Genomic DNA, 21516 nt, shown 5'->3' with positions numbered 1-21516 from the left:
ATTATACGGGCACGGAAAAACAAAAGGGCAGCCGAGGCTGCCCATTTTGCGCCGTTCCGGCTGGCTCAATGACGATGCTTGCGCAGCTTGTCGATGGCCGCCAGTTGGGCCACGGCCTCGGCCAGTTCGGCCTGGGCCTGGGCGTACTCCATGGCACCGGTCCGGTTGGCCATGGCCTCCTCGGCCTGCTTCTTGGCCTCCAGGACCCTGGCCTCGTCAAGGTCGGCGCCGCGGATGGCGGTATCGGACAGGATGGTCACCACACCCGGCTGCACTTCCAGGATGCCGCCGGAGACGTAGATCAGGTCCTCTTCGTCGCGATCCGGGGCCTTGATGCGCACCGAACCGGGCTTGATCCGGGTGAGCAGAGGGGCGTGGCGGGGGTAGATGCCCACCTCGCCCATCTCGGCGGGGACCACCACGAACTCGGCGAGACCCGAGTAGATGGAGGCTTCCGCGCTCACGATGTCGAGATGAATGGTCATGGCCATGGTGGCTGTTCCTTACTGAATGGTCTTGGCCTTCTCGGCGGCTTCCTCGATGGTGCCGACCATGTAGAAGGCCTGCTCGGGCAGGTGGTCGTATTCGCCGGCCACGATCGCCTTGAAGGCGGCGATGGTGTCCTTCAGGGAGACGTACTTGCCCGGGGCGCCGGTGAAGGCCTCGGCCACGAAGAAGGGCTGCGACAGGAAGCGCTGGATCTTCCGGGCGCGGGAGACGACCAGCTTGTCCTCGGGGGAGAGTTCGTCCATGCCGAGAATGGCGATGATGTCGCGCAGTTCCTTGTAGCGCTGCAGCGTGGCCTGCACGGAACGGGCCACGGAGTAGTGCTCCTCGCCGACCACCAGCGGATCCAGAATCCGGGAGGTGGAGTCGAGCGGGTCGACGGCCGGGTAGATACCCAGCTCGGCCACCTGACGGGACAGCACCAGGGTGGCGTCCAAGTGGGCGAAGGTGGTCGCCGGGGACGGGTCGGTCAAGTCGTCGGCAGGCACGTAGACGGCCTGGAAGGAGGTGATGGAGCCGGTGCGGGTGGAGGTGATCCGTTCCTGCAGGGCGCCCATTTCCGAGGCCAGGGTCGGCTGGTAGCCCACGGCGGAAGGCATCCGGCCGAGTAGGGCGGACACTTCGGTACCGGCCAGGGTGTAGCGGTAGATGTTGTCGACGAAGAACAGCACGTCGCGGCCTTCGTCGCGGAAGTACTCGGCCATGGTCAGGCCGGTCAGGGCGACGCGCAGACGGTTGCCCGGCGGCTCGTTCATCTGGCCGTAGACCAGGGACACCTTGTCGAGAACGCCACCTTCCTTCATTTCGTGATAGAAGTCGTTGCCCTCGCGGGTCCGCTCGCCGACGCCGGCGAACACGGAGAAGCCGCTGTGCTCGACGGCGATGTTACGGATCAGTTCCATCAGGGTCACGGTCTTGCCCACGCCGGCGCCGCCGAACAGGCCCACCTTGCCGCCCTTGGCGATCGGCATGATCAGGTCGATGACCTTGATGCCGGTTTCCAGGATTTCCACGGCGGACGCCTGGTCCGCGTAGGCCGGAGCCTTGCGGTGAATGGGCATGCGGGTTTCGGCGTTGACCGGGCCGGCCTCGTCGACCGGCTCGCCCAGGACGTCCATGATGCGGCCCAGGGTGGCCTGGCCGACCGGCACCTGGATGGGGGCGCCGGTATCCTGCACGGGCATGCCGCGACGGAGACCGTCGGTGGAGCCCATGGCGATGGTCCGGACGATGCCGTCACCCAGTTGCTGCTGCACCTCGAAGGTGAGCGCCGGGGAGTCTATCTTGACGGCGTCATAGACCTTGGGCAGGTGGCCGCGCGGGAACTCCATGTCCACCACGGCGCCGATGATTTGTACGATTTTTCCTTCGCTCATCGCAGTATTTCCTAAGTATTGAATCCGTTACACGGCCGCGGCGCCCGCCACGATCTCGCTGAGTTCCTTGGTGATGGCGGCCTGGCGGGTCTTGTTGTAGACCAGCTTCAGTTCCTCGATCACGGTCTTGGCGTTGTCCGAGGCGGCCTTCATGGCGACCATCCGGGCGGACTGTTCGCAGGCCATGTTCTCGGCCACCGCCTGGTAGATCAGCGCCTCGACGTAGCGCACCATCAGGCCGTCGACGACCCCTTTGGCCTCGGGCTCGTAGATGTAGTCCCAGTGGGTCGGCTCGGCCTCCGGCTCGGCCGCGAGCGGCAGGAGCTGGGTGAAGGCGACTTCCTGCTTCATGGTGTTGATGAAGCGCGAATAGATCAGGTACAGGGCGTCGATGCGGCCGGACTTGAAGTTGTCCAGCATGACCTGCACGGGCCCGATCAGGCGTTCCATGTGCGGCGTATCGCCCAGGCCGGTGACCTGCGAGGCGATATTGGCACCCAGGCGCTGCATGAAGCCGGCACCCTTGTTGCCGATCGTGGTGACATCCACCTCGATGTTCTGGCCGTCCCAGTCCTTCAGCTTGGTGAGCGCGAGACGCAGGGCGTTGGTGTTGAGGGCACCGCACAGGCCCTTGTCGGTGGTGACGACGATCAGGCCGACGCGCTTGATCTGCTCACGGTGCTCGACGAAGGGATGCCGGTACTCGGGATGGGCCTGGCTGAAATGGGCCGCCACGTTGCCGATCTTCTCGGCGTAGGGACGCGCATGCTTCATGCGCTCCTGCGCCTTGCGCATCTTGGACGCGGCGACCATTTCCATGGCCTTGGTGATCTTGCGCGTGTTCTCCACGCTCTTGATCTTGGTGCGGATCTCTTTTCCGGCGGCCATCGTTCAGTCCCGATCAGTAGGCGGCGGAGGCCTTGAAGTCCTCGATGGCGGCAGCGAGTTCCTTCTCGCTGTCGGCGCTGAGGTCGTTGGTCTCGGCGATCTTGGCCAGGAGCCCGGCGTACTTGCCCTTCAGGAAGGACTGCAGCGAGGCTTCGAAGGCCAGGGCGCGCTTGACCTCGACGTCATCCATGTAGCCGCGGTTGACGGCGAACAGGGTGATGGCCATCTCGGTCACGCTCATGGGCGCGTACTGGAGCTGCTTCATCAGTTCGGTGACCATCTTGCCGCGCTCGAGCTGCTTGCGGGTGACTTCGTCCAGGTCGGAGGCGAACTGGGCGAAGGCGGCCAGCTCGCGGTACTGGGCCAGGGCCAGACGGACGCCGCCGCCGAGCTTCTTGATGATCTTGGTCTGGGCGGCGCCGCCGACGCGGGACACCGACAGGCCGGCGTTGATGGCGGGGCGGATACCGGCGTTGAAGAGGTCGGTTTCCAGGAAGATCTGCCCGTCCGTGATGGAGATCACGTTGGTCGGCACGAAGGCGGACACGTCGCCGGCCTGGGTTTCGATGATCGGCAGGGCGGTCAACGAACCGGTCTGGCCCTTGACGGCGCCAGCGGTCTTCTTCTCGACGTAGTCGGCGTTGACGCGGGCGGCACGCTCGAGCAGGCGGGAGTGCAGGTAGAAGACGTCGCCCGGGTAGGCTTCGCGGCCCGGCGGACGGCGCAGCAGCAGGGAGATCTGGCGGTAGGCCCAGGCTTGCTTGGTGAGATCGTCGTAGACGATCAGGGCGTCCTGGCCGATGTCGCGGAAGTACTCGCCCATCGAGCAACCGGCGTAGGGGGCGATGAACTGCATCGCGGCCGGATCGGAGGAAGTGGCGGCCACGACGATGGTGTGGTCCATGGCGCCGTGCTCTTCCAGCTTGCGCACCACGTTGGCGATGGAGGAAGCCTTCTGGCCCACGGCGACGTAGATGCACTTAACGCCGGTGCCCTTCTGGTTGATGATCGCGTCGATGGCGACGGCGGTCTTACCGGTCTGGCGGTCGCCGATGATCAGTTCGCGTTGGCCGCGGCCGATGGGCACCATGGCGTCGACCGACTTCAGGCCGGTCTGCACCGGCTGGGAGACGGACTGGCGGGCGATCACGCCGGGGGCGATCTTCTCGATCGGGCTGGTCGCGGTGGTGTTGATCGGGCCCTTGCCGTCGATCGGCTGGCCCAGGGCGTTGACCACGCGGCCGAGCAGGCCTTCGCCGACCGGCACTTCCAGGATGCGGCCGGTGCACTTGACGATGTCGCCTTCGGTGATGTGTTCGTATTCGCCCAGCACCACGGCACCGACGGAGTCGCGCTCCAGGTTCAGGGCCATGCCCATGGTGTTGCCGGGGAATTCCAGCATTTCGCCCTGCATGACCTCGGTGAGGCCATGGACGCGCACGATGCCGTCGGTGACGGAAACCACCGTCCCCTGGGTACGGAGCTCGGAGCCGGTCTCCAGGTTCTGGATCTTGCTCTTGATCAGCTCGCTGATTTCAGACGGATTGAGTTGCATAGTAACTCCAGATTCTCTTATCAAGCTTTCAGGGTGGCAGCCATGCCTTCAAGGCGGCCGCGCACCGACGCATCCATGACCTCGTCGCCGACCTGGACCACCACGCCGCCGATCAGGGAGGTATCCACCTCCTGGCTGGCGTTGACCTTGTGGCCGAACTTCGCTTCGAGCTTCGCCACCAGGGCGCTCATCTGCGCGGCGGAGAGTTCGAAAGCGGTCGTGACGCGCGCTTCCAGCGTGCCTTCCTGGGCGGCCTTGATCTCTTCGAACAGGGCGGCGATCTCGGGCAGGACGTTGAAGCGCTTGTTGTCGGCCAGCAGGCGGACGAAGTTGGCGCCTTCGTCGTTCAGGGCCTTGCCGCACACGGAGACAATCACGTCGGCGACGCGCTCGGCCGGAATGGCCGGGTTGCCGGCCAAGGCGGCGATCTGCGGATCGGCGGCGACCTGGGCGGCAGCCGCCAGCATGGCCGACCAGGCCTGCCAGGCCTGGCTCTCGCCGGCCAGCTTGGCTACGGCTTCAGCGTAGGGACGGGCGATGGTGGTGATCTCGGCCATGGTCAGAGCTCGTTCGTCACCGCTTCGAGCAGGTCGGCATGCACCTTGGCGTCGACTTCGCGGCGCAGCACCTTCTCGGCGCCGGCGACCACCAGGGCGGCCACCTGACCGCGCAGCTGCTCGCGGGCACGGAAGACTTCCTGCTGGATGTTGGCCTGGGCGGCGGCCAGTTGGCGGTCACCCTCGGCCTGAGCGGCGACCTTGGCGTCGTCGACGATCTGGGCGGCGCGCTTTTCGGCCTGGGCGATGATCTCGGAAGCCTTCATCTTCGCTTCGTGCAGCGATTCGCTGGCGCGCTTGGCGGCCAGCTCGAGTTCGTGCTTGCCGCGGTCGGCAGCCGCCAAACCGTCGGCGATCTGCTTCTTGCGGGCATCCAGGGCGTTGACGATCGGCGGCCAGATGAAGCGCATGCAGAACCATACGAAGATGGCGAACATGATCATCTGGGCGATCAGGGTTGCATTGATGTTCATGCGTTACCTTTCTTGCCGGTGGCGGACAACCTCGCTTTTATCAGCCGGCGACCGCGAACAGGACGTACATGGCCAGACCGACGGCGATCATCGGCACGGCGTCGACCAGACCCATGACGATGAAGAACTGGGTACGCAGCATCGGGATCAGTTCGGGCTGGCGGGCGGCGCCTTCCAGGAAACGGCCGCCGAGGATACCGATACCGACGGAGGCGCCGAGCGCGCCCAGGCCCATCATGATGGCGCCAGCGATGAACAGCAGGGCTTGTACTTCAGTCATGGTTTTCTCCTAGAGATTAAAGATGGAATGACAGGGATTCGGGAAATCAGTGGTGTTCCTGATGCGCCATGTCCAGGTAGACGATGGTCAGCGTCATGAAGATGAAGGCCTGCAGGGTGACGATCAGGATGTGGAAGATCGCCCAGCCCAGGGAGAGCAGGATCTGCGAGCCGAACAGGGTGAGGTTGCCGATGCTGGCACCCGCCCAGGCACCGCCCATGAGCGCGATCAGAATGAAGATCATCTCGCCCGCGTACATGTTGCCGAACAGACGCAGGGCCAGCGAAACCGGCTTGGCCAGGAGGTTCACGCCTTCGAGGAAGAAGTTGGCGGGCAGGCCGAACTTGCCGAACGGCTGCAGGGTCAACTCACCGACGAAGCCGCCGAGGCCCTTCATCTTGACGCTGTAGTAGAGGACCAGGAAGAACACGGTGATGGACATGCCGAAGGTGGCGTTCGGGTCGGTGGTCGGCACCGCCTTCAGGTAGGGCACGCCGAGCAGCGTGGCGACACCCGGAATCCAGTCGATGGGCACCAGATCCATGAAGTTCATCATAAAGATCCAGATGAAGATGGTCAGGGCCAAGGGGGCGACCAGCGGGTTGCGGCCGGTGAACGAGCCCTTGACGCTGTTGTCGATGAACTCGATCACCCATTCGACGAAGTTCTGGGCGCCGCCGGGGATGCCGGCGGTGACGCTCTTGGCAACCTTGCGGAACAGCCAGATGAACAGGAGACCGAGCACCAGGGAGATGCCCAGGGTGTCGACGTTGAAGGCGGAGAAGCCCATGTCCTTGGCTTCCTGCGGGGAATGCGCCAGGGTCCAGGTGTCGGCTTGCAGCGTCTCGCCGTCATGGCGCTGGTAACCCGCAGGCAGCTTGCCGTAGGTCAGGTTCTGCAGGTGGTGCTTGATATATTCAGTAGAAGTGTGCGCTTCCGCGGACATGGTCAAGTTCTCTCACGCAAGGCCAGACTGGCCGCTATCCAGGCCGCCTGTCCAAACATAAATCCCGCCAGCAAGGCCACTGGATGGTCCCCTATCCAGACGAAACCGGCCGCCAGCATTATGACGACAACAAAAAACCGCTCCATGGCGGAACGGTAGAACGATCTCAGGTGGCGGCCGCCATCGCAGTGGAAGTCCTGTGCACCGCGATACCAACGCCACCACAACAAGGCCGTGTTCAGTACCGAAACCGCGCCGCCATACGCGACCGCCAATGCGATCCCCATGTCGCCGAATCCGCCAACTGCCAAAGCCAACAGGCCGAGAGCGCCCGCCTGCAACAGCAAGGGACGGCGAACGGCCAATAACATTAGACGATTATGATAAAGCAATTAGGGAGGCTAATGCAATCATCAAACCCTTTGATGATTTCTCGCCCGTGCACGTTGTTCCACATATGCTACTCACTTGATCCGCTTCAGGATTTCGTCCAACTGGTCGAGGCTCGCGAATTCCACCGTCAACCGACCCGAACCCTTGCGGTTGGCGTTGATGGAAACCTTGGTGGCCAGGCGTTCGGAGAGCGACTCCTCCAGTCGGATGACGTCGCGATCCTTCTTCTCCTCCGGCTTCGGGGCCGCCGGCTTGAGCAGGCGATCGACCAGGCGCTCGGTCTCGCGGACCGACAGGTCACGCTTGACGATCTCGCCGGCGGCCTCGACCTGGCGCGTGTTGGAGAGGGCGAGCAGGGCGCGGCCGTGGCCCATGTCCAACTGCCCGTCCATCATCAGGGTCTGCACCGGCTTGGCGAGGTTGAGCAGGCGCAGCAGGTTGGTCACCGCGGTGCGCGAGCGGCCGACCGATTCCGCCACGCTCTGGTGGGTCATGGTGAACTCACTGATCAGACGCTGCAGGCCGAGTGCCTCTTCGAGCGGATTCAGGTCTTCCCGCTGGATGTTCTCGATCAGGGCCATCTTTAGGGCCGCCTCGTCCGGGACGTCGCGCACCAGCACGGGGACTTCCTTCAGGCCGGCCAGTTGGCTGGCGCGCCAGCGCCTTTCGCCGGCGATGATCTCGTACTTGCCGCCGGCGATGGAACGCGCCAGGATGGGCTGCATGAGCCCCTGCGACCGGATCGAATCGGCCAGTTCGGCGAGCGCCGACTCGTCCATCCGGGTGCGCGGCTGGTAGCGCCCGGGCGCCAGGCTGGTCAACGGCAACGTCAACAAGCGCTCGCCCTCCGGGGTCTCGCCCTCGGCCAATAGGGCATCGAGGCCCCGTCCCAATCCCTTCAGTTTCGCCATCTTGCCTCCTAATGTTGACCGGCGCGGCGGCCGACGATTTCCTCGGCCAGCTTCATATAGGCCTGGGCGCCCTTGGAATGGCGGTCGTAGACGAGAACCGGCATGCCGTAGCTGGGCGCCTCGGCCACGCGCACGTTGCGCGGGATCACGGTGTCGTACACCTTCTCGCCGAAATGCTGTTTGAGTTGCTCGGAAACCTGCTGGGCCAGGGTATTCCGCGGATCGAACATGGCGCGCAGCAGGCCCTCGATCTCGATGGCCGGGTTCAGGCTCGACTTCACCCGCTTGACGGTGTTGACCAGGTCCGACAACCCCTCCAGCGCGTAGTACTCGCACTGCATGGGGATCAGCACGGCGTCGGCCGCCGCCAGGGCGTTGACCGTGAGCAGGTTGAGCGCCGGCGGACAGTCGATCAGGATGTAGTCGTATTCCTGGGCGACCGTGCCGAGCGCCTCGCGCAGGCGGCCTTCGCGGCCCTGTTCCAGGACCAATTCGACCTCCGCCCCGGCCAGGTCGCGGTTGGCCGGCAGGATGTCGTAGCCGCCGTTCGCGGCCGCCCGGCGCACCTGGCGGCAGACGGCCTGGCGCAGCAGCACGTGGTAGACGGTCTGCTGGCAATCGCGCTTCTCCACGCCGCTGCCCATGGTGGCATTGCCCTGGGGATCGAGGTCGACCAGCAACACGCGCTGCTCCAGCAGGGCCAGGCCGGCGGCGAGGTTGACCGTGGTGGTGGTCTTGCCGACCCCGCCCTTCTGGTTGGTGACCGCCAGGATATGCGCCGCTTTCCCGCTCATGCCGCCTCCAGAACTATCAAATGGCGATTTGCGTCCAGGCCGGGAACGGCCAGTTCGATGTCCCGCTTCAGGCGGGCACCTTTCAGTTGGGCGAGTTCCTCGTTCGGAAACAGGCCCTTCATGGCCAGCCACTCGCCGCCCTCGGCGAGCAATGGACGGGTCAGACGGACGAAGTCGGACAGGTCGCTGAAAGCGCGCGAGATGATCTGCGGGAAGGGCGCCGCGGGCAGCTGCTCGACCCGACCGTGCACCGCCTTGACGTTGTCCAGGCCGAGCTCGATGGCGGCCTGGTGCATGAAGGCGACCTTCTTGTGGCTGGCGTCGATCAGGGTCACGGCGAGGCCCGGCCGGGCGATGGCGAGCGGGATGCCGGGCAGACCCGCGCCGGCGCCGACGTCGAGCAACCGCTCGGCGCCGATGTAGGGCAGTACGGCCAAGCTGTCGAGCAGGTGGTGGGTGAGCATCCGCTCGGGTTCGTGGATCGCCGTCAGGTTGTAGGTCTTGTTCCACTTGCGCAGCAGGTCCAGATACGCGAGCAGTTGCTCCCGGCACGCTCCCGGCAGGTCGAGGCCCATCGCCGCCAGGGCGGCGTCCAGTCGTTCCTTCATGCCCGCTCCCTCGTCTTCTGTAGGCGCTTCAGGTACACCGTCAGCACCGAGATCGCCGCCGGCGTCACGCCGGACACCCGCGAGGCCTGGCCCAGGGTGGCCGGACGCGCCTGGCTGAGTTTCTGGCGCACCTCGATGGATAGCGACTTCAGGGCCATGTAATCGAGATCGGTGGGCAGCGCGGTGTCCTCGAGCTCGCGCTGGCGAGCGATCTCCTCGACCTGCCGGTCGACGTAGCCCGAATACTTGGCCTGGATCTCGACCTGCTCCGTGACCTCCGGATCGGCGACGGCGACGCCGGCGTCGGGCAGGCTCAGCAGCGCGGGATAAGCCACCTCCGGCCGGCGCAGCAGGTCGAACAGGCTGTACTCGCGCTCGATCGGCTTGCCGAGGACCCGCATCGCCTCCGCCTCCGGCAGGCGCAGCGGATTGACCCAGGTCGCCTTGAGACGCTCGGTCTCGCGCGCGATGGCCTCCCGCTTCGCCTCGAAACGGCGCCAGCGGACATCGTCGACCAGGCCCAGGCGGCGACCCGTCTCGGTCAGGCGCAGGTCGGCATTGTCCTCGCGCAGGGACAGGCGGTACTCGGCCCGGCTGGTGAACATCCGATACGGTTCGGAAACCCCCCGGGTGATCAGGTCGTCAACCAGCACGCCCAGGTAGGCCTCGTCGCGGCGCGGCCACCAAGGCTCCTTGTCCGTGACCTGCAGGCCGGCGTTGAGTCCGGCCAGCAAACCCTGCGCCGCGGCCTCCTCGTAGCCGGTGGTACCGTTGATCTGGCCGGCACAGAACAGACCGCCGATCGCCTTGGACTCCAGGGAGGGCCGGAGGGCGCGCGGGTCGTAGTAGTCGTATTCGATGGCGTAGCCCGGACGCAGGATATGGGCCTGCTCGAGGCCCTTGATGGAACGCACCAGGGCCAGTTGGACGTCGAACGGCAGGCTCGTGGAGACGCCGTTCGGGTAGAACTCGTGGGTGGCGAGGCCTTCCGGCTCCAGGAAAATGGGGTGCGAATCCTTGTCGGCGAAACGCTTGATCTTGTCCTCGATGGACGGGCAGTAGCGCGGCCCCACGCCGGCAATGACGCCGGTGTACAGGGGCGAGCGGTCGAGGCCGCCGAGGATGATCTCGTGGGTGCGTGCGTTGGTATGGGTGATCCAGCAAGGCAGCTGGCGCGGATGCATGGCGCGCTCGCCCATGAACGAGAACACCGGCGCCGGGTCGTCACCCGGCTGCTCCTGGGTCTGCGCGAAATCGATGCTGCGGCCGTCGATGCGCGGCGGCGTGCCGGTCTTCAGGCGGCCCGCGGGAAGTTGCAGCTCGCGTAGGCGGGCCGCCAACGAGACCGCCGGCGGGTCGCCCATGCGGCCGGCCGGAAAGTGCTCCATGCCGACGTGGATGAGGCCGTCCAGGAACGTACCGGCGGTGAGCACCACGGCCCGGCAACGGAACACGAGGCCGAGCTGGGTACGCACGCCGGCGACCCGGTCGCCCTCCAGGATCAGGTCGTCGACCGCCTGCTGGAAGAGCGTCAGATTGGCCTGGTTCTCCAGACGGCTGCGGATGGCCTGTTTGTACAGGACGCGGTCGGCCTGGGCGCGCGTGGCGCGCACGGCCGGGCCCTTGGAGGAATTCAGGGTCCTGAACTGGATGCCGGCGGCGTCGGTCGCGAGCGCCATGGCGCCGCCCAGGGCGTCCACCTCGCGCACCAGATGGCCCTTGCCGATGCCGCCGATGGACGGATTGCAGGACATCTGACCGAGCGTTTCGATGTTGTGGCTGAGCAGCAGGGTACGCACGCCCAGGCGCGCCGCCGCGAGCGCCGCTTCGGTGCCGGCGTGGCCGCCACCCACCACGATCACATCGAATATATCCGGGAAAATCATCAGCTTGGTCAGGGGGTTCGGGCTCGCGGAGGGAGCCGGATTCTACGCAAATTCGCCCGCTGTTTCACGTGAAACACTACCGTGGCCATGACATTTGTCATGGCCCGCGCGCGGGCGCCGCCTATGATAGCCCCGATTGCACGACGAGGTAGCTTCAATGACCATGGAAATTCCCCGCGTCGCCGTCGAGTTCATGAATTCCGACCATGATCACGCCGCCGAACAGCTTGCCGACATGCTCGCCGCTCTGCCCACCTACGGTGCCGCTCCCGCGGCCCTGGCCGAGGCCTGCCGCGCCTTTCTCGACCACAACCGCGAGCATTTCGCGCGCGAGGAGGAGGCCATGCAGGCGACCGGCTTCCCGCCCTATCCGGTGCACAAGCAGGAACACGAGCGGGCGCTCGCCTGGCTGGCCGATTTCACCGCCGGCGTCGCTGCCGGTTCGCCCGACGCGGACGCGGTTAACCGGGTCGTCGGCCAGGAAATCCCGGCCTGGTTCATCCAGCACATCCAGACCATGGATTTCGTCACCGCGAACTGGATCGCCAGCCACTGACCACGCTCAGGCGTGGGCGTACAGCTTGTGGTAGAGGCCGCCCTTCTCCATCAGGGCGGCATGCTCGCCCTCTTCGACCACGCGGCCGTTCTCGAACACCAGGATGCGGTCGGCCTGCTTCACCGCGGACAGCCGGTGCGCGATGATCAGCGTCGTGCGGCCGCTCAGGAACGCGGCCAGGGCCTGGTGCAAAGCCCGTTCGGTCTCCGTGTCGAGCGCCGAGGTGGCTTCGTCCAGGATCACCACCTCGGGCTCGGCCAGGACCATGCGGGCGATCGCGAGCCGTTGCCGCTGCCCGCCCGAAAGGCGGACGCCGTGCCGGCCGACCACGGCCTCCAATCCGCCGGGAAGGGACTCGACCAGCTCGACGAGCTGGGCGATCGCCAAGGCGTGCCAGAGCCGCTCGTCGGCGTACTCCCGGCCCATGGCCAGGTTATCGCGCACGCTGGCGTTGAAAAGCACTGGGTGCTGGAGGACCACCCCGACGTGGTCCCGCACCGTCGCCCAGCCGATCTCGGCCACCGGGACGTCGCCGTACAGGATGCTCCCTGAGCTGGCCGGATAGAGCCCGAGCAGGGCCTGCACCAGGGTCGACTTGCCGCCTCCGGAGGCGCCGACCAGGGCGACCTTCTCGCCGGGCGCCACGGTCAGGCTGACGTCGTCGAGGACGACGTCGCCATCGCCGTAGGCGAAGCTCAGGTGGCGCAGCTCCAGCCCCACCGTCTCGGCACCGGCGAACGGATTGCGCCCGCCGCCGCCTTGCTCCGCTTCGGCCAGGGCGAGCAGGCCGTTGACCCGGGCGATCGCGGCGTTGGCGGCGAACCATGCGTACTGGATGTTGATGATCTCCTGGACCGGGGACATCATGAACCAGAGGTAGCCGAACACCGCCAGCATCTCGCCGATGCTCAGCCCGGAATAGATGACCATCAGCATGGACACGGCGCGGAAGACGTCGAAGCCGACCAGGAAGATGAAGAAGGAGATTCGTCCGAGGGCGTCCGACTTCCAGGCGTAGGCGGCGGCGTGCTTGCGGATGTCACCCGCCTTGTCGATCACGCGCGCCAGGTAGTGGCGCTCGCGGTTCATCGCCCGGATTTGCGCCAGGGCATCGAGGGTCTCGGTCAGGGCTTCCTGAAACAGCTCGAAAGCACTGTTCTCGCGCCGCTTCCATTCCTTCACCTTCTTTCCCAGCCGGGTGGAGAAACCGATCACCACGGGGTTGAGGAGCAGGATGAACAATGCCAGTTGCCAGTTCATCCAGAACAGCACGGCGGCGACGCCGACCAGCGACAGCACGGCGACCAGGAAACCCGAGATCGAGGCACCCAGGAAGCTGTCTATGGCGTTCAGGTCGGTGACGAAATGGGAAGTCATCTTGCCGGTACCCAGGGTCTCGTACTGGGACAGGGCGATCCTGGACAGGCGTTCGAGCAGGCGGCGCCGGATGATGAATACCACCTCCTTGGCCACCAGTGCGAAGCTGCGCGTCTGCCAGACGTTGAGGAGGATGGCGACGACGCGGAGCACCACGGTGAGCAGCAGGGCGCTGCCTATGAACAGCAGGGGACCGTGCCAGGCCGGCGGAAACAGCGGTGCGACTGCGGCGACGAAGCGGCCGGGCTTGTCGAGCAGCACCTCGTCGACCAGGATCGGCAGCACCAGCGGTACCGGGACCGCCGCCATCACGGCGACGATGGCAGCCAGGTTGGCGACCGCCAGGCGGCGCTTGTGGCGCAGCACCTCGTTCCATACGGTGCGCCAGGATAATGCCGCCGACTCGCCAAGCGACTCGGGATGCGTCATGCTTCACCTTGATTAATAACGATTTTCATGACTATAAATGTATCGCGTAAAAAATTTGGGAGCCAGGTAATGGATAAGCAGAATCCCGGCCAGGAGCCGGCCGCAGCGGATACCACCAGCGTGCTGGAACGACGTTTCCCCCATATCGTCAAAGGCTTGGTGCAGGCGTGGATCGAACCCGAGGCGGCTGACCGCTTCCTCGCCACCATCCTGGTCGACGACCGCAACGGCCGTGCCGGTCTCCCGGAAGAAGCCTTCGAGGAGCTGATGTTCATATCCGACCTGAACTGGAAGCGGCGTCATTTCAACGACAACGGCGTGCAGGTGTCGCCACTCCGTTTCGGCTTCGGAAACGGCCTGTAGGGATCACTTCCCGATACAAAATCGGCTGAATATCTCGCCCAGCAGGTCGTCGGCGCCGAACTCGCCGGTGATGCTGTTGAGGGCGAGTTGGGCCAGGCGCAATTCCTCGGCGAACAGGTCGAGCGCCGGCCAAGCCGTCCGGGCGTGCGCAAGGCGCTCGCCCGCCTCGACGAGGGCCGCCAGGTGGCGGCGCCGGGCCATGAAGACACCTTCGCCGGTCGCCTGCCAGCCCGCGAGTTCGCACAGCCTACGGCGCAACAGATCGAGCCCGGCACCCGCTTTCGCCGAGAGCCAGACCTCGTCGCCGCTGATCCGTGCCGGTTCGCCCGCCAGGTCGATTTTGTTGTGCACCGTCAGCCGGGGGATCGGCGGCAGGCGCGCGATGATCGCCGCCTCGCTGGCGCCGACACCGTGACCGGCGTCCACCAGCAGCAGGGCGACGTCCGCGTGTTCCACCGCCTGCCAGGTACGCGCGATGCCCAGCGCCTCGACGGTATCCGCGGTTTCCCGGAGGCCGGCGGTGTCGGTGACGTGCAAGGGGATGCCATCGATCTGGATCGCTTCGCGCAGGGCATCCCGCGTGGTGCCGGCGATCTCGGTGACGATCGCCGCCTCGTGTCCGGCCAGGGCGTTGAGCAGGCTCGACTTGCCGACGTTGGGCTGGCCGATCAGGACGACACTGAGGCCTTCGCGCAGCAGCGCCCCCTGGCGCGCCTGGCCGAGCACCCCGGCGAGCCGTCCCTCGATGGCGTCGAGCTGGCCGAAGGCATCCGCCCTGGCGAGGAAATCGATGTCTTCCTCGGGAAAGTCCAGGGTCGCCTCGACCAGCATGCGCAGGTGAATGAGGGCGTCCACGAGTTCCCGGATGCGGGCGGAGAACTCCCCGGTCAGCGAACGCATGGCCGAGCGCGCCGCCTCGCGGCTCTGGGCGTCGATCAGGTCGGCGATGCTCTCCGCCTGGGCGAGGTCCAGCTTGTCGTTGAGGAAGGCGCGGCGGCTGAATTCACCTGGCTGGGCGACCCGAGCGCCCAGTTCCAGGCAGCGTTCCAGCACCAATTGCAGGACCTGGGGACCGCCATGGCCCTGCAGTTCGAGGACATCCTCGCCGGTGAAGGAATGGGGGGCCGGGAAATAGAGTGCGATGCCCTCGTCGAGGATCGTGCCGGTCGCGTCGCGGAAATGGGCGTAGGTCGCGTGGCGTGGCGCCGGCGTCTTGCCGACGACCGCCGCCGCGAGTGCCGCGAGGTCGGGGCCGGACACCCGCACGACCCCGATGCCGCCGCGCCCCGGGGCGGTCGCGACGGCGGCGATTACGTCATTTTGTGGCTGGCTTGCCATGACCGGCGCGTTCGATCACGTAATTGATGCGCCATTGCTGGAGGATGGAAAGGATGTTGTTGACCAGCCAGTAGAGCACCAGGCCGGACGGGAAGAACAGGAACATGAAGGAGAAGGCGATCGGCATGATCATCATCACCTTGGCCTGGACCGGATCGGGCGGGGTCGGCGACAGCTTCTGCTGGATGAACATGGTCAACGCCATCAGGATGGGCAGCACCAGGTAGGGATCCGGCTCGGAAAGGTCGGTGATCCAGAGGGCGAAGGGCGCCTGGCGCAGTTCGACGGCCGACATCAGGGCCCAGTACAGGGCGATGAAGACCGGAATCTGAACCACGATGGGCAGGCAGCCGCCGAGCGGATTGATCTTCTCCTCCTGATAGACCTTCATCATCGCCTCGTGCAGCTTCTGGCGATCATCTCCGTAGCGCTCCTTGAGGTGCTGCAGGCGCGGCGCCAACTTGCGCATCTGGGCCATCGACTTGTAGCTGGCGGCCGAGAGCGGGTAGAAGGCCATCTTCACGGCCACGGTCAGGAGAATGATGGCGACGCCCCAGTTGTGGACCAGGGAATTCAGCCAGCTCAGGAAGACGAACAGGGGGTAGGCGAGGACGGTCAGCCAGCCGTAGTCGACGACGTGCTCGAGGCCATGGGCCAGGGTCTTCAGCTTGGCCTGGTCCTGCGGCCCGGCATACAGCCGCATGTCGACGTTGGCGCTGCCGCCCGGGGCAACCTTGATGGTCGGCATCTTCATGCCGGCCCGGTACTGGCCATTGCCGAGCGCGTCGGCATAGAAGCCGCGCTCCGCCTTGTCGTCCGGGTTCGGTGTCACCCAGGCGGCGACGAAATGGTGCTGAACCATGCCCATCCAGCCGTCCGGCGCGGCTTTGACGAAATCCTGCTTGGCCTTGTCGATATCCGAGAAGGCGATCTTCTGGAACTTGCCGGACTCGGTATACATGGCCGGACCGGCGTAGCTGCTGATGAAGGTGGATTGCCCCTCCGGCTTCTTGCCGTCACGCTGGAACTGGAAGTAGGAATATCCCTCGACGTCCGCCGTGCCGCCGTTGTGCACCGCGTAATCCACGTCGATCACGTAGCTGTCGCGATGGAAGGTATAGGTCTTGACCACCTCGACGCCGTCCATCTGCGCCGTCATGCTGACCTTGAGCGTGTTCTCGCCGGGTTTGAGGTCGTACTCGCCCGCTTGCAGGGTGTAGACCGTCTTATGGTTGGGCAGATCCTTGCCGACGAAGCCGGACTGGGCGAAATAGTCGTGTTCCGGGCTCTGTTCGAAAAGCTTGAACGGCTTGGCCTTGTCCGCGCCCTGACCGCCGCCGCTGAACAGCTTCTTGAAGCCCTTCAGCAGCTCGACCTCGGTGTCCTGCTGGTAGGCGTCCAGGCTCAACTCGCGCAGATCGCCTCCGTTGGCGTCGACCACCACCGTCATCACGTCCGTCTTGACCACGGCGCGCGTGCCGCTGGCCACCTGCACTCCACTGGCGACCGGCTGCGGCTGGGCCGCCGGCAGATTCGCGCCCGGCATCGGCAGGGCGGGGCCGGCCGGCTGGCCGTTCGCCTGGGTCGTCTGCACCGGCTTCGGATGGTTGTAGTCCTGCCAGGCATTCCAAAGCATCAGCAGGGAGAAGGAAAAGACGACGAAGGCGACGATGCGTTGCAAATCCATGTTCTACCCGTTCATTTCGTTGCCGGGCGCGGCTGGACTCCTGCTCACGCGCTTGCGCATGAACAGTTCCCACTGCGCCCGGTAGTCGGCATCCTGGCCGGCGGCCTTGACCCGGATGACCACGTCGAGTCCACTCAGGCCCGGCTGGCCGAGCCGGAAGGCTTCCCGCAATACCCGCCTGGTCCGGTTACGGTCCACCGCCCGGGCCAATATCTTCTTCGGCACAATCAGGCCGAGGCGCGGATATGGCAAGCCATTTTGGCTGAAAAATATGTCCAGATTGGCGCCGCGATGGACCCGCTTGAAACGAAAAACGGATGAGAAGTCATCCGTTTTTCTGAGTTTGCTGTTCCAACCGAAGGCATACAGCCCCCGGCGCGTCGTGTCCGTCAAACGGCCAGACGCTTGCGGCCCTTGGCGCGGCGGGCATTGATCACCGCGCGGCCGCCCTTGGTCTTCATGCGGGCACGGAAACCGTGGGTACGCTTGCGACGGACTACGGAGGGCTGGTAAGTGCGTTTCATGGTTGTTCCTAAAAGTACGGCTGGACGTAAAAAGGGGCGTATTACACCTTTTAAGCCTATAATTTGTCAAACATTTCAAGGCCTACAGGGAGCAGCCGCGATGCTACAATGGCGCCCGCCGCGTTCCCTCCCCACCCTCCATCCCGAACGATCCATGCACGATTTCTGGTCCCATTGTCTGGGGCATTTCCAGGTCAAGCTCAACGCCCAGCAAGTCAACACCTGGATCAAGCCTCTGACGGTGAGCGTCGCGGAGGACCAGATCCGGATCAGTGCACCGAACCGTTTCGTCGCCCAGTGGATCAAGGACAAGTTCCTCGGCGATATCGAGGACCTGGCGGCCTCCTACTTCAGCAAGCCGACGCCGGTCGCGGTCATCGTCGAGGCGAAAGGCAAGGCCAGCCCGCAAACCGGGGAATCGGCACCGGCCGCCGCTCCGGGACCGCGCGGCGCGGGTGCGGCCGAGAAGGTGCCGCCGAGTGAATCCCGCCTGAACGCCAACTTCACCTTTTCCAGTTTCGTGCGCGGCAAGGCCAACGACCTGGCGCGCGCCGCCGCCCTGCAGGTCGCCGACAATCCCGGCTCCGGCTACAACCCGCTGTTCGTCTATGGCGGCGTCGGCATGGGCAAGACCCACCTGATCCAGGCCATCGGCAACAAGGTGCTGGAGAACAATCCCAAGGCCCAGGTCCGCTACATCCATGCCGAGCGCTATGTCTCGGACATGGTGAAGGCATTCCGGCACAAGTCCTTCGACGAATTCAAGCGCAAGTACGACAGCCTGGACATCCTGCTCATCGACGACATCCAGTTCTTCGCCGGCAAGGGCCGCACCCAGGAAGAGTTCTTCTACACCTTCAACAACCTGATCGAGTCGCACAAGCAGGTGATCATCTCCAGCGACACCTTTCCGAAGGACCTGGAAGGCATCGAGGAACGCCTGAAATCGCGTTTCAGTTGGGGACTGACGGTGATGCTGGAACCGCCCGAACTGGAGATGCGGGTCGCCATCCTGCTCAACAAGGCCCAGCAGGAGGGCGAACACCTGGGCGAGAGCACCGCCTTCTTCATCGCCAAGCAGGTGCGTTCCAACGTGCGCGAACTGGAGGGTGCCCTGAAACGGGTCATCGCCTATGCCCGGTTCCACAAGCAGGCCATCAGCGTGGAACTGGCCAAGGAGGCGCTCAAGGACCTGCTGGCGGTGCAGAACCGCCAGGTCTCGATCGAGAACATCCAGAAGACCGTGTCGGACTATTACAAGATCAAGGTTGCCGACATGTTTTCCAAGAAACGTACGCGCAACCTGGTACGGCCGCGTCAGATGGCCATGTACCTCGCCAAGGAACTCACCGACCTGTCGCTGCCCGAGATCGGTCAATCCTTCGGCGGTCGCGACCACACCACGGTATTGCATGCCTGCCGGAAGATCGAGGAGCTCAAGAATGCCGAGCCCGAGTTCCGCAAGGATTACAGCCTGCTGATCCAGGTACTCACGGGATAACCATGTGGATGAGTACCGGGATTAGCTGTGGACGAAAAGCCCATTTGTTCCGGAGTGCGGATTTGTCCCCAATCCGTGCACAGCCGGTACAGAATTTATCCACAGCCTTTGCGATGATATAGTTAGTTGATTTTTATTGGGAATATCGACTTATACAAAGCCATATCGGACGTTATTATTACCAACGAAAGAGATATTATGCTTGTACTTAACTGCCAGAAGGAAACCCTCCTCAAGCCGCTCCAGGCCGTGGTCGGCGTGGTGGAACGCAAACATACCCTGCCCATCCTTTCCAACATCCTGGTAGAAAACAGCGCGGGCAAGACGGCATTGATCGCCACCGACCTGGAACTGCAGATCACCACCTGGATGGCCGGTGAGTCGGAAACCGATACCGCCTTCACGGTATCCGCACGCAAGCTACTGGACATCACCCGTTCCCTCCCCGACGAAACCAGCCTGGCGCTGGACCTCAACAACGAACAGCTGCGCATCCAGGCCGGCAAGAGCCGTTTCAACCTGCAGACCCTCCCGGCCAAGGACTTCCCCAAGTTGCAAAGCGGCGAGGGCGACGGCATCGAACTGGAAGTGAGCGCCAGCAAACTCCGCAAGCTGCTGGCCCGCGCCCAATACGCCATGGCGGTACAGGACATCCGCTATTACCTGAATGGCATGCTGTTCCAGTTGCAGGGCAACAAGCTGGTGGTGGCCGCTACCGACGGCCACCGCCTGGCCGTCGACGCCATCGAGCTGGAAGCCGAAGCCAGCCAGCCGGTCGAGGTGATCCTGCCGCGCAAGACGGTCATGGAGTTGATCAAGCTGCTAGGCGAAGGCGATGAAAAGGCACGCATCCGCATCGGCGCCAACCAGGTCGTCGTCAGCCACCCCGATTTCGAGTTGCGCAGCAAGGTGGTGGACGGCAAGTTCCCGGACTATCAACGCGTCGTCCCGGTCGGCTACGAGAAGTACTTCGACATCAACCGCCAGCGCCTGCACCAGTCCCTGGCCCGGGCCGCCATCCTGACCAACGACAAGTACCGCGGCGTCCGATTGGCCATGACCGCCGGCACGCTGCGTGTCGCCTGCAGCAACAACGAGCAGGAGGAAGCGCAGGAGGAACTGGAGATCGAATACGCCTACGATGCCCTCGACATCGGCTTCAACGTCCAGTACATCCAGGACGTGCTCAACAACCTCGATACCGAGGCGGTCCGCTGCCTGTTCGGCGATGCCAACAGCAGCATGCTGATCACCGTGCCCGGCGACGACAACTTCCGCTACGTCGTCATGCCGATGCGCATCTGATCCCGACCATCCCGCCCGCAAGGAATCCCACCCTCCGATAAGGAATGTTTCACGTGGAACACGAAAACGGCGCCGGCAACGGCGGCTACGACGAAGACAGCATCCAGCAACTCGAAGGCCTCGAGGCGGTACGCAAGCGCCCCGGCATGTACATCGGTGATACCCAGGACGGCACCGGCCTGCATCACATGGTGTTCGAGGTGCTCGACAACGCCATCGACGAGGCCCTGGCCGGCTGGTGCGACGACATCAAGGTCGTCATCCACGCTGACAACTCCGTCTCCGTGTCCGACAACGGCCGCGGCATCCCGGTCGGGGTGAAGTTCGACGACAAGCACGAACCGAAGCGCTCGGCGGCCGAGATCGTCATGTGCGTGCTGCACGCCGGCGGCAAGTTCAACCAGAACAGCTACAAGGTATCCGGGGGCCTGCACGGCGTCGGCGTATCCTGCGTCAACGCGCTGTCGCGCTGGCTCAAGCTGACCATCCGGCGCGACGGCAAGGCGTATTTCATGGAGTTCGCCCGCGGCGTGCCGCAGAACCGCCTGCTCGAAGTCCAGAACGGCGTCGAGGTGTCGCCCATGCGCGTCCTGGGCGAGTCGGGTCGCAGCGGCACCGAAGTCCAGTTCCGCGCCGACGAGGAAATCTTCGGCACCGTCGACTTCCATTTCGAAATCCTCGCCAAGCGGATCCGCGAGCTGTCCTTCCTGAACAACGGCGTCAAGATCGAGCTGATCGACGAGCGCGATGGCCGGCATGAGAATTTCGCCTTCTCGGGCGGCGTCAAAGGCTTCGTCGAGTACATCAACCGCAGCAAGACCGTCCTGCATCCGAACGTGTTCCACTCCGCCGGCGAGAGCGTCCTGAACGGCGTCACCATCAGCGCCGAAGTCGCCATGCAGTGGAACAGCGGCTACCAGGAACAGGTGCTTTGCTTCACCAACAACATCCCGCAGGCCGACGGCGGTACCCACCTGACCGGGCTGCGCGCGGCGATGACCCGGATCATCAACAAGTACATCGACGAGAACGAGATCGCCAAGAAGGCCAAGGTCGAGATCACCGGCGACGACATGCGCGAGGGCCTCGCCTGCGTGCTTTCGGTCAAGATGCCGGATCCGAAGTTTTCCTCGCAGACCAAGATGAAGCTGGTTTCCAGCGAGGCGCGCCAGGCGGTCGAGGACGTGGTCGCGGCCAAGCTGTCCGAATTCCTGCTGGAACGACCGGCCGACGCCAAGATCATCTGCAGCAAGATCGTCGAG

The 21516-nt window shown here is 64.6% G+C and carries 23 protein-coding genes; 5 read left to right on the top strand and 18 right to left on the bottom strand.

What is annotated here, in order from left to right:
- Positions 1-65: 65 nt before the first annotated feature.
- The 13 genes from EZJ19_RS10835 to mnmG form a co-directional block, all read right to left on the bottom strand.
- A complete protein-coding gene (locus EZJ19_RS10835) occupies positions 66-491 on the bottom strand; it encodes a F0F1 ATP synthase subunit epsilon (RefSeq protein ID WP_131447477.1) in 426 nt (141 codons plus the stop codon).
- 12 nt (positions 492-503) lie between these two features.
- Positions 504-1883 carry a F0F1 ATP synthase subunit beta gene (gene atpD / locus EZJ19_RS10830; RefSeq protein ID WP_131447475.1) on the bottom strand — a complete coding sequence of 460 codons (1380 nt, stop codon included), beginning with the start codon at positions 1881-1883 and terminating at the stop codon, positions 504-506.
- A 27-nt stretch (positions 1884-1910) separates the two neighbouring features.
- Positions 1911-2771, bottom strand: a complete 861-nt coding sequence (gene atpG / locus EZJ19_RS10825; protein WP_131447473.1) for a F0F1 ATP synthase subunit gamma — start codon at positions 2769-2771, stop codon at positions 1911-1913.
- Positions 2772-2784: 13 nt separating this feature from the next.
- Positions 2785-4326, bottom strand: a complete 1542-nt coding sequence (gene atpA, locus EZJ19_RS10820; RefSeq protein ID WP_131447471.1) for a F0F1 ATP synthase subunit alpha — start codon at positions 4324-4326, stop codon at positions 2785-2787.
- Between the two features lie 20 nt (positions 4327-4346).
- The gene (locus tag EZJ19_RS10815; protein ID WP_131447469.1) at positions 4347-4883 is read right to left on the bottom strand and encodes a F0F1 ATP synthase subunit delta; all 537 of its coding nucleotides are present in this window, start codon (positions 4881-4883) and stop codon (positions 4347-4349) included.
- A 2-nt stretch (positions 4884-4885) separates the two neighbouring features.
- A complete protein-coding gene (locus EZJ19_RS10810; protein WP_131447468.1) occupies positions 4886-5356 on the bottom strand; it encodes a F0F1 ATP synthase subunit B in 471 nt (156 codons plus the stop codon).
- A gap of 40 nt (positions 5357-5396) precedes the next feature.
- Complete coding sequence (atpE, locus tag EZJ19_RS10805; protein ID WP_131447466.1) at positions 5397-5636, bottom strand: F0F1 ATP synthase subunit C; 240 nt, start codon at positions 5634-5636, stop codon at positions 5397-5399.
- Between the two features lie 46 nt (positions 5637-5682).
- Positions 5683-6582 carry a F0F1 ATP synthase subunit A gene (atpB, locus tag EZJ19_RS10800; RefSeq protein ID WP_131447464.1) on the bottom strand — a complete coding sequence of 300 codons (900 nt, stop codon included), beginning with the start codon at positions 6580-6582 and terminating at the stop codon, positions 5683-5685.
- Positions 6583-6584: 2 nt separating this feature from the next.
- On the bottom strand, positions 6585-6953 hold the full coding sequence (locus EZJ19_RS10795; RefSeq protein WP_131447462.1) for an ATP synthase subunit I: 369 nt from the start codon (positions 6951-6953) through the stop codon (positions 6585-6587).
- A gap of 93 nt (positions 6954-7046) precedes the next feature.
- Positions 7047-7886: a ParB/RepB/Spo0J family partition protein gene (locus EZJ19_RS10790; RefSeq protein ID WP_131447460.1), complete on the bottom strand. Its 840-nt coding sequence runs from the start codon at positions 7884-7886 to the stop codon at positions 7047-7049.
- Between the two features lie 8 nt (positions 7887-7894).
- Positions 7895-8680 (bottom strand): ParA family protein, encoded by a 786-nt coding sequence (locus EZJ19_RS10785; RefSeq protein WP_131447458.1) that lies wholly within the window; start codon positions 8678-8680, stop codon positions 7895-7897.
- Positions 8677-9288, bottom strand: coding sequence for a 16S rRNA (guanine(527)-N(7))-methyltransferase RsmG (rsmG, locus tag EZJ19_RS10780; RefSeq protein ID WP_131447456.1), 612 nt, complete (start codon positions 9286-9288; stop codon positions 8677-8679). The genes EZJ19_RS10785 and rsmG overlap by 4 nt, the downstream gene beginning before the upstream one ends.
- Positions 9285-11174 (bottom strand): tRNA uridine-5-carboxymethylaminomethyl(34) synthesis enzyme MnmG, encoded by a 1890-nt coding sequence (gene mnmG, locus EZJ19_RS10775; protein WP_131447454.1) that lies wholly within the window; start codon positions 11172-11174, stop codon positions 9285-9287. The genes rsmG and mnmG overlap by 4 nt, the downstream gene beginning before the upstream one ends.
- 163 nt (positions 11175-11337) lie before the next feature.
- On the opposite strand from mnmG, the gene EZJ19_RS10770 reads away from it, so the two are divergent.
- Positions 11338-11730 carry a bacteriohemerythrin gene (locus EZJ19_RS10770; protein WP_165873553.1) on the top strand — a complete coding sequence of 131 codons (393 nt, stop codon included), beginning with the start codon at positions 11338-11340 and terminating at the stop codon, positions 11728-11730.
- A 6-nt stretch (positions 11731-11736) separates the two neighbouring features.
- On the opposite strand, the gene EZJ19_RS10765 is transcribed toward EZJ19_RS10770, so the two are convergent.
- Positions 11737-13536, bottom strand: a complete 1800-nt coding sequence (locus tag EZJ19_RS10765) for an ABC transporter ATP-binding protein (RefSeq protein WP_131447450.1) — start codon at positions 13534-13536, stop codon at positions 11737-11739.
- Positions 13537-13605: 69 nt separating this feature from the next.
- Between EZJ19_RS10765 and EZJ19_RS10760 the strand changes: the two genes are divergently transcribed.
- Positions 13606-13899 carry a hypothetical protein gene (locus EZJ19_RS10760; RefSeq protein WP_131447449.1) on the top strand — a complete coding sequence of 98 codons (294 nt, stop codon included), beginning with the start codon at positions 13606-13608 and terminating at the stop codon, positions 13897-13899.
- A 3-nt stretch (positions 13900-13902) separates the two neighbouring features.
- Here the strand turns inward: EZJ19_RS10760 and mnmE are convergent, their stop codons facing one another.
- Genes mnmE through rpmH form a run of 4 tightly spaced genes read right to left on the bottom strand, consistent with a single transcriptional unit; the run spans position 13903 to position 17448 of the window.
- Positions 13903-15237, bottom strand: a complete 1335-nt coding sequence (gene mnmE / locus EZJ19_RS10755; protein ID WP_131447447.1) for a tRNA uridine-5-carboxymethylaminomethyl(34) synthesis GTPase MnmE — start codon at positions 15235-15237, stop codon at positions 13903-13905.
- A complete protein-coding gene (gene yidC, locus EZJ19_RS10750) occupies positions 15215-16924 on the bottom strand; it encodes a membrane protein insertase YidC (protein WP_131447445.1) in 1710 nt (569 codons plus the stop codon). Before yidC ends, mnmE begins: the two co-directional genes overlap by 23 nt.
- A gap of 3 nt (positions 16925-16927) precedes the next feature.
- Positions 16928-17317: a ribonuclease P protein component gene (gene rnpA / locus EZJ19_RS10745; RefSeq protein WP_131447443.1), complete on the bottom strand. Its 390-nt coding sequence runs from the start codon at positions 17315-17317 to the stop codon at positions 16928-16930.
- The gene (gene rpmH, locus EZJ19_RS10740; protein ID WP_131447442.1) at positions 17314-17448 is read right to left on the bottom strand and encodes a 50S ribosomal protein L34; all 135 of its coding nucleotides are present in this window, start codon (positions 17446-17448) and stop codon (positions 17314-17316) included. The genes rnpA and rpmH overlap by 4 nt, the downstream gene beginning before the upstream one ends.
- Positions 17449-17602: 154 nt before the next feature.
- Here rpmH and dnaA point away from each other — a divergent pair, with 154 nt between their 5' ends.
- From dnaA to EZJ19_RS10725, 3 genes are all read left to right on the top strand, one after another.
- On the top strand, positions 17603-18949 hold the full coding sequence (gene dnaA, locus EZJ19_RS10735; RefSeq protein ID WP_131447440.1) for a chromosomal replication initiator protein DnaA: 1347 nt from the start codon (positions 17603-17605) through the stop codon (positions 18947-18949).
- 198 nt (positions 18950-19147) lie between these two features.
- Complete coding sequence (gene dnaN, locus EZJ19_RS10730; RefSeq protein WP_131447438.1) at positions 19148-20254, top strand: DNA polymerase III subunit beta; 1107 nt, start codon at positions 19148-19150, stop codon at positions 20252-20254.
- A gap of 53 nt (positions 20255-20307) precedes the next feature.
- A partial coding sequence (locus tag EZJ19_RS10725; RefSeq protein ID WP_240754742.1) for an ATP-binding protein occupies positions 20308-21516 on the top strand: 1209 nt, incomplete at its 3' end.

Origin of the sequence: Parasulfuritortus cantonensis, from assembly GCF_004337445.1 — a bacterium.
Lineage (GTDB): Bacteria > Pseudomonadota > Gammaproteobacteria > Burkholderiales > Thiobacillaceae > Parasulfuritortus > Parasulfuritortus cantonensis.
The sequence above is the reverse complement of the archived record's forward strand: the minus strand, read 5'-3'. Positions and strand labels throughout refer to the sequence as shown.

Coding starts and splice junctions, on each gene's coding strand:
- rsmG (WP_131447456.1), bottom strand. CDS start 9,288: ATGAAGGAACGACTGGACGCCGCCCTGGCGGCGATGGGCCTCGACCTG.
- EZJ19_RS10795 (WP_131447462.1), bottom strand. CDS start 6,953: ATGTTATTGGCCGTTCGCCGTCCCTTGCTGTTGCAGGCGGGCGCTCTC.
- atpA (WP_131447471.1), bottom strand. CDS start 4,326: ATGCAACTCAATCCGTCTGAAATCAGCGAGCTGATCAAGAGCAAGATC.
- EZJ19_RS10835 (WP_131447477.1), bottom strand. CDS start 491: ATGGCCATGACCATTCATCTCGACATCGTGAGCGCGGAAGCCTCCATC.
- atpB (WP_131447464.1), bottom strand. CDS start 6,582: ATGTCCGCGGAAGCGCACACTTCTACTGAATATATCAAGCACCACCTG.
- mnmE (WP_131447447.1), bottom strand. CDS start 15,237: ATGGCAAGCCAGCCACAAAATGACGTAATCGCCGCCGTCGCGACCGCC.
- atpD (WP_131447475.1), bottom strand. CDS start 1,883: ATGAGCGAAGGAAAAATCGTACAAATCATCGGCGCCGTGGTGGACATG.
- dnaN (WP_131447438.1), top strand. CDS start 19,148: ATGCTTGTACTTAACTGCCAGAAGGAAACCCTCCTCAAGCCGCTCCAG.
- atpG (WP_131447473.1), bottom strand. CDS start 2,771: ATGGCCGCCGGAAAAGAGATCCGCACCAAGATCAAGAGCGTGGAGAAC.
- rpmH (WP_131447442.1), bottom strand. CDS start 17,448: ATGAAACGCACTTACCAGCCCTCCGTAGTCCGTCGCAAGCGTACCCAC.
- EZJ19_RS10810 (WP_131447468.1), bottom strand. CDS start 5,356: ATGAACATCAATGCAACCCTGATCGCCCAGATGATCATGTTCGCCATC.
- EZJ19_RS10760 (WP_131447449.1), top strand. CDS start 13,606: ATGGATAAGCAGAATCCCGGCCAGGAGCCGGCCGCAGCGGATACCACC.
- dnaA (WP_131447440.1), top strand. CDS start 17,603: ATGCACGATTTCTGGTCCCATTGTCTGGGGCATTTCCAGGTCAAGCTC.
- EZJ19_RS10770 (WP_165873553.1), top strand. CDS start 11,338: ATGGAAATTCCCCGCGTCGCCGTCGAGTTCATGAATTCCGACCATGAT.
- atpE (WP_131447466.1), bottom strand. CDS start 5,636: ATGACTGAAGTACAAGCCCTGCTGTTCATCGCTGGCGCCATCATGATG.
- EZJ19_RS10790 (WP_131447460.1), bottom strand. CDS start 7,886: ATGGCGAAACTGAAGGGATTGGGACGGGGCCTCGATGCCCTATTGGCC.
- EZJ19_RS10815 (WP_131447469.1), bottom strand. CDS start 4,883: ATGGCCGAGATCACCACCATCGCCCGTCCCTACGCTGAAGCCGTAGCC.
- mnmG (WP_131447454.1), bottom strand. CDS start 11,174: ATGATTTTCCCGGATATATTCGATGTGATCGTGGTGGGTGGCGGCCAC.
- EZJ19_RS10785 (WP_131447458.1), bottom strand. CDS start 8,680: ATGAGCGGGAAAGCGGCGCATATCCTGGCGGTCACCAACCAGAAGGGC.
- yidC (WP_131447445.1), bottom strand. CDS start 16,924: ATGGATTTGCAACGCATCGTCGCCTTCGTCGTCTTTTCCTTCTCCCTG.
- EZJ19_RS10765 (WP_131447450.1), bottom strand. CDS start 13,536: ATGACGCATCCCGAGTCGCTTGGCGAGTCGGCGGCATTATCCTGGCGC.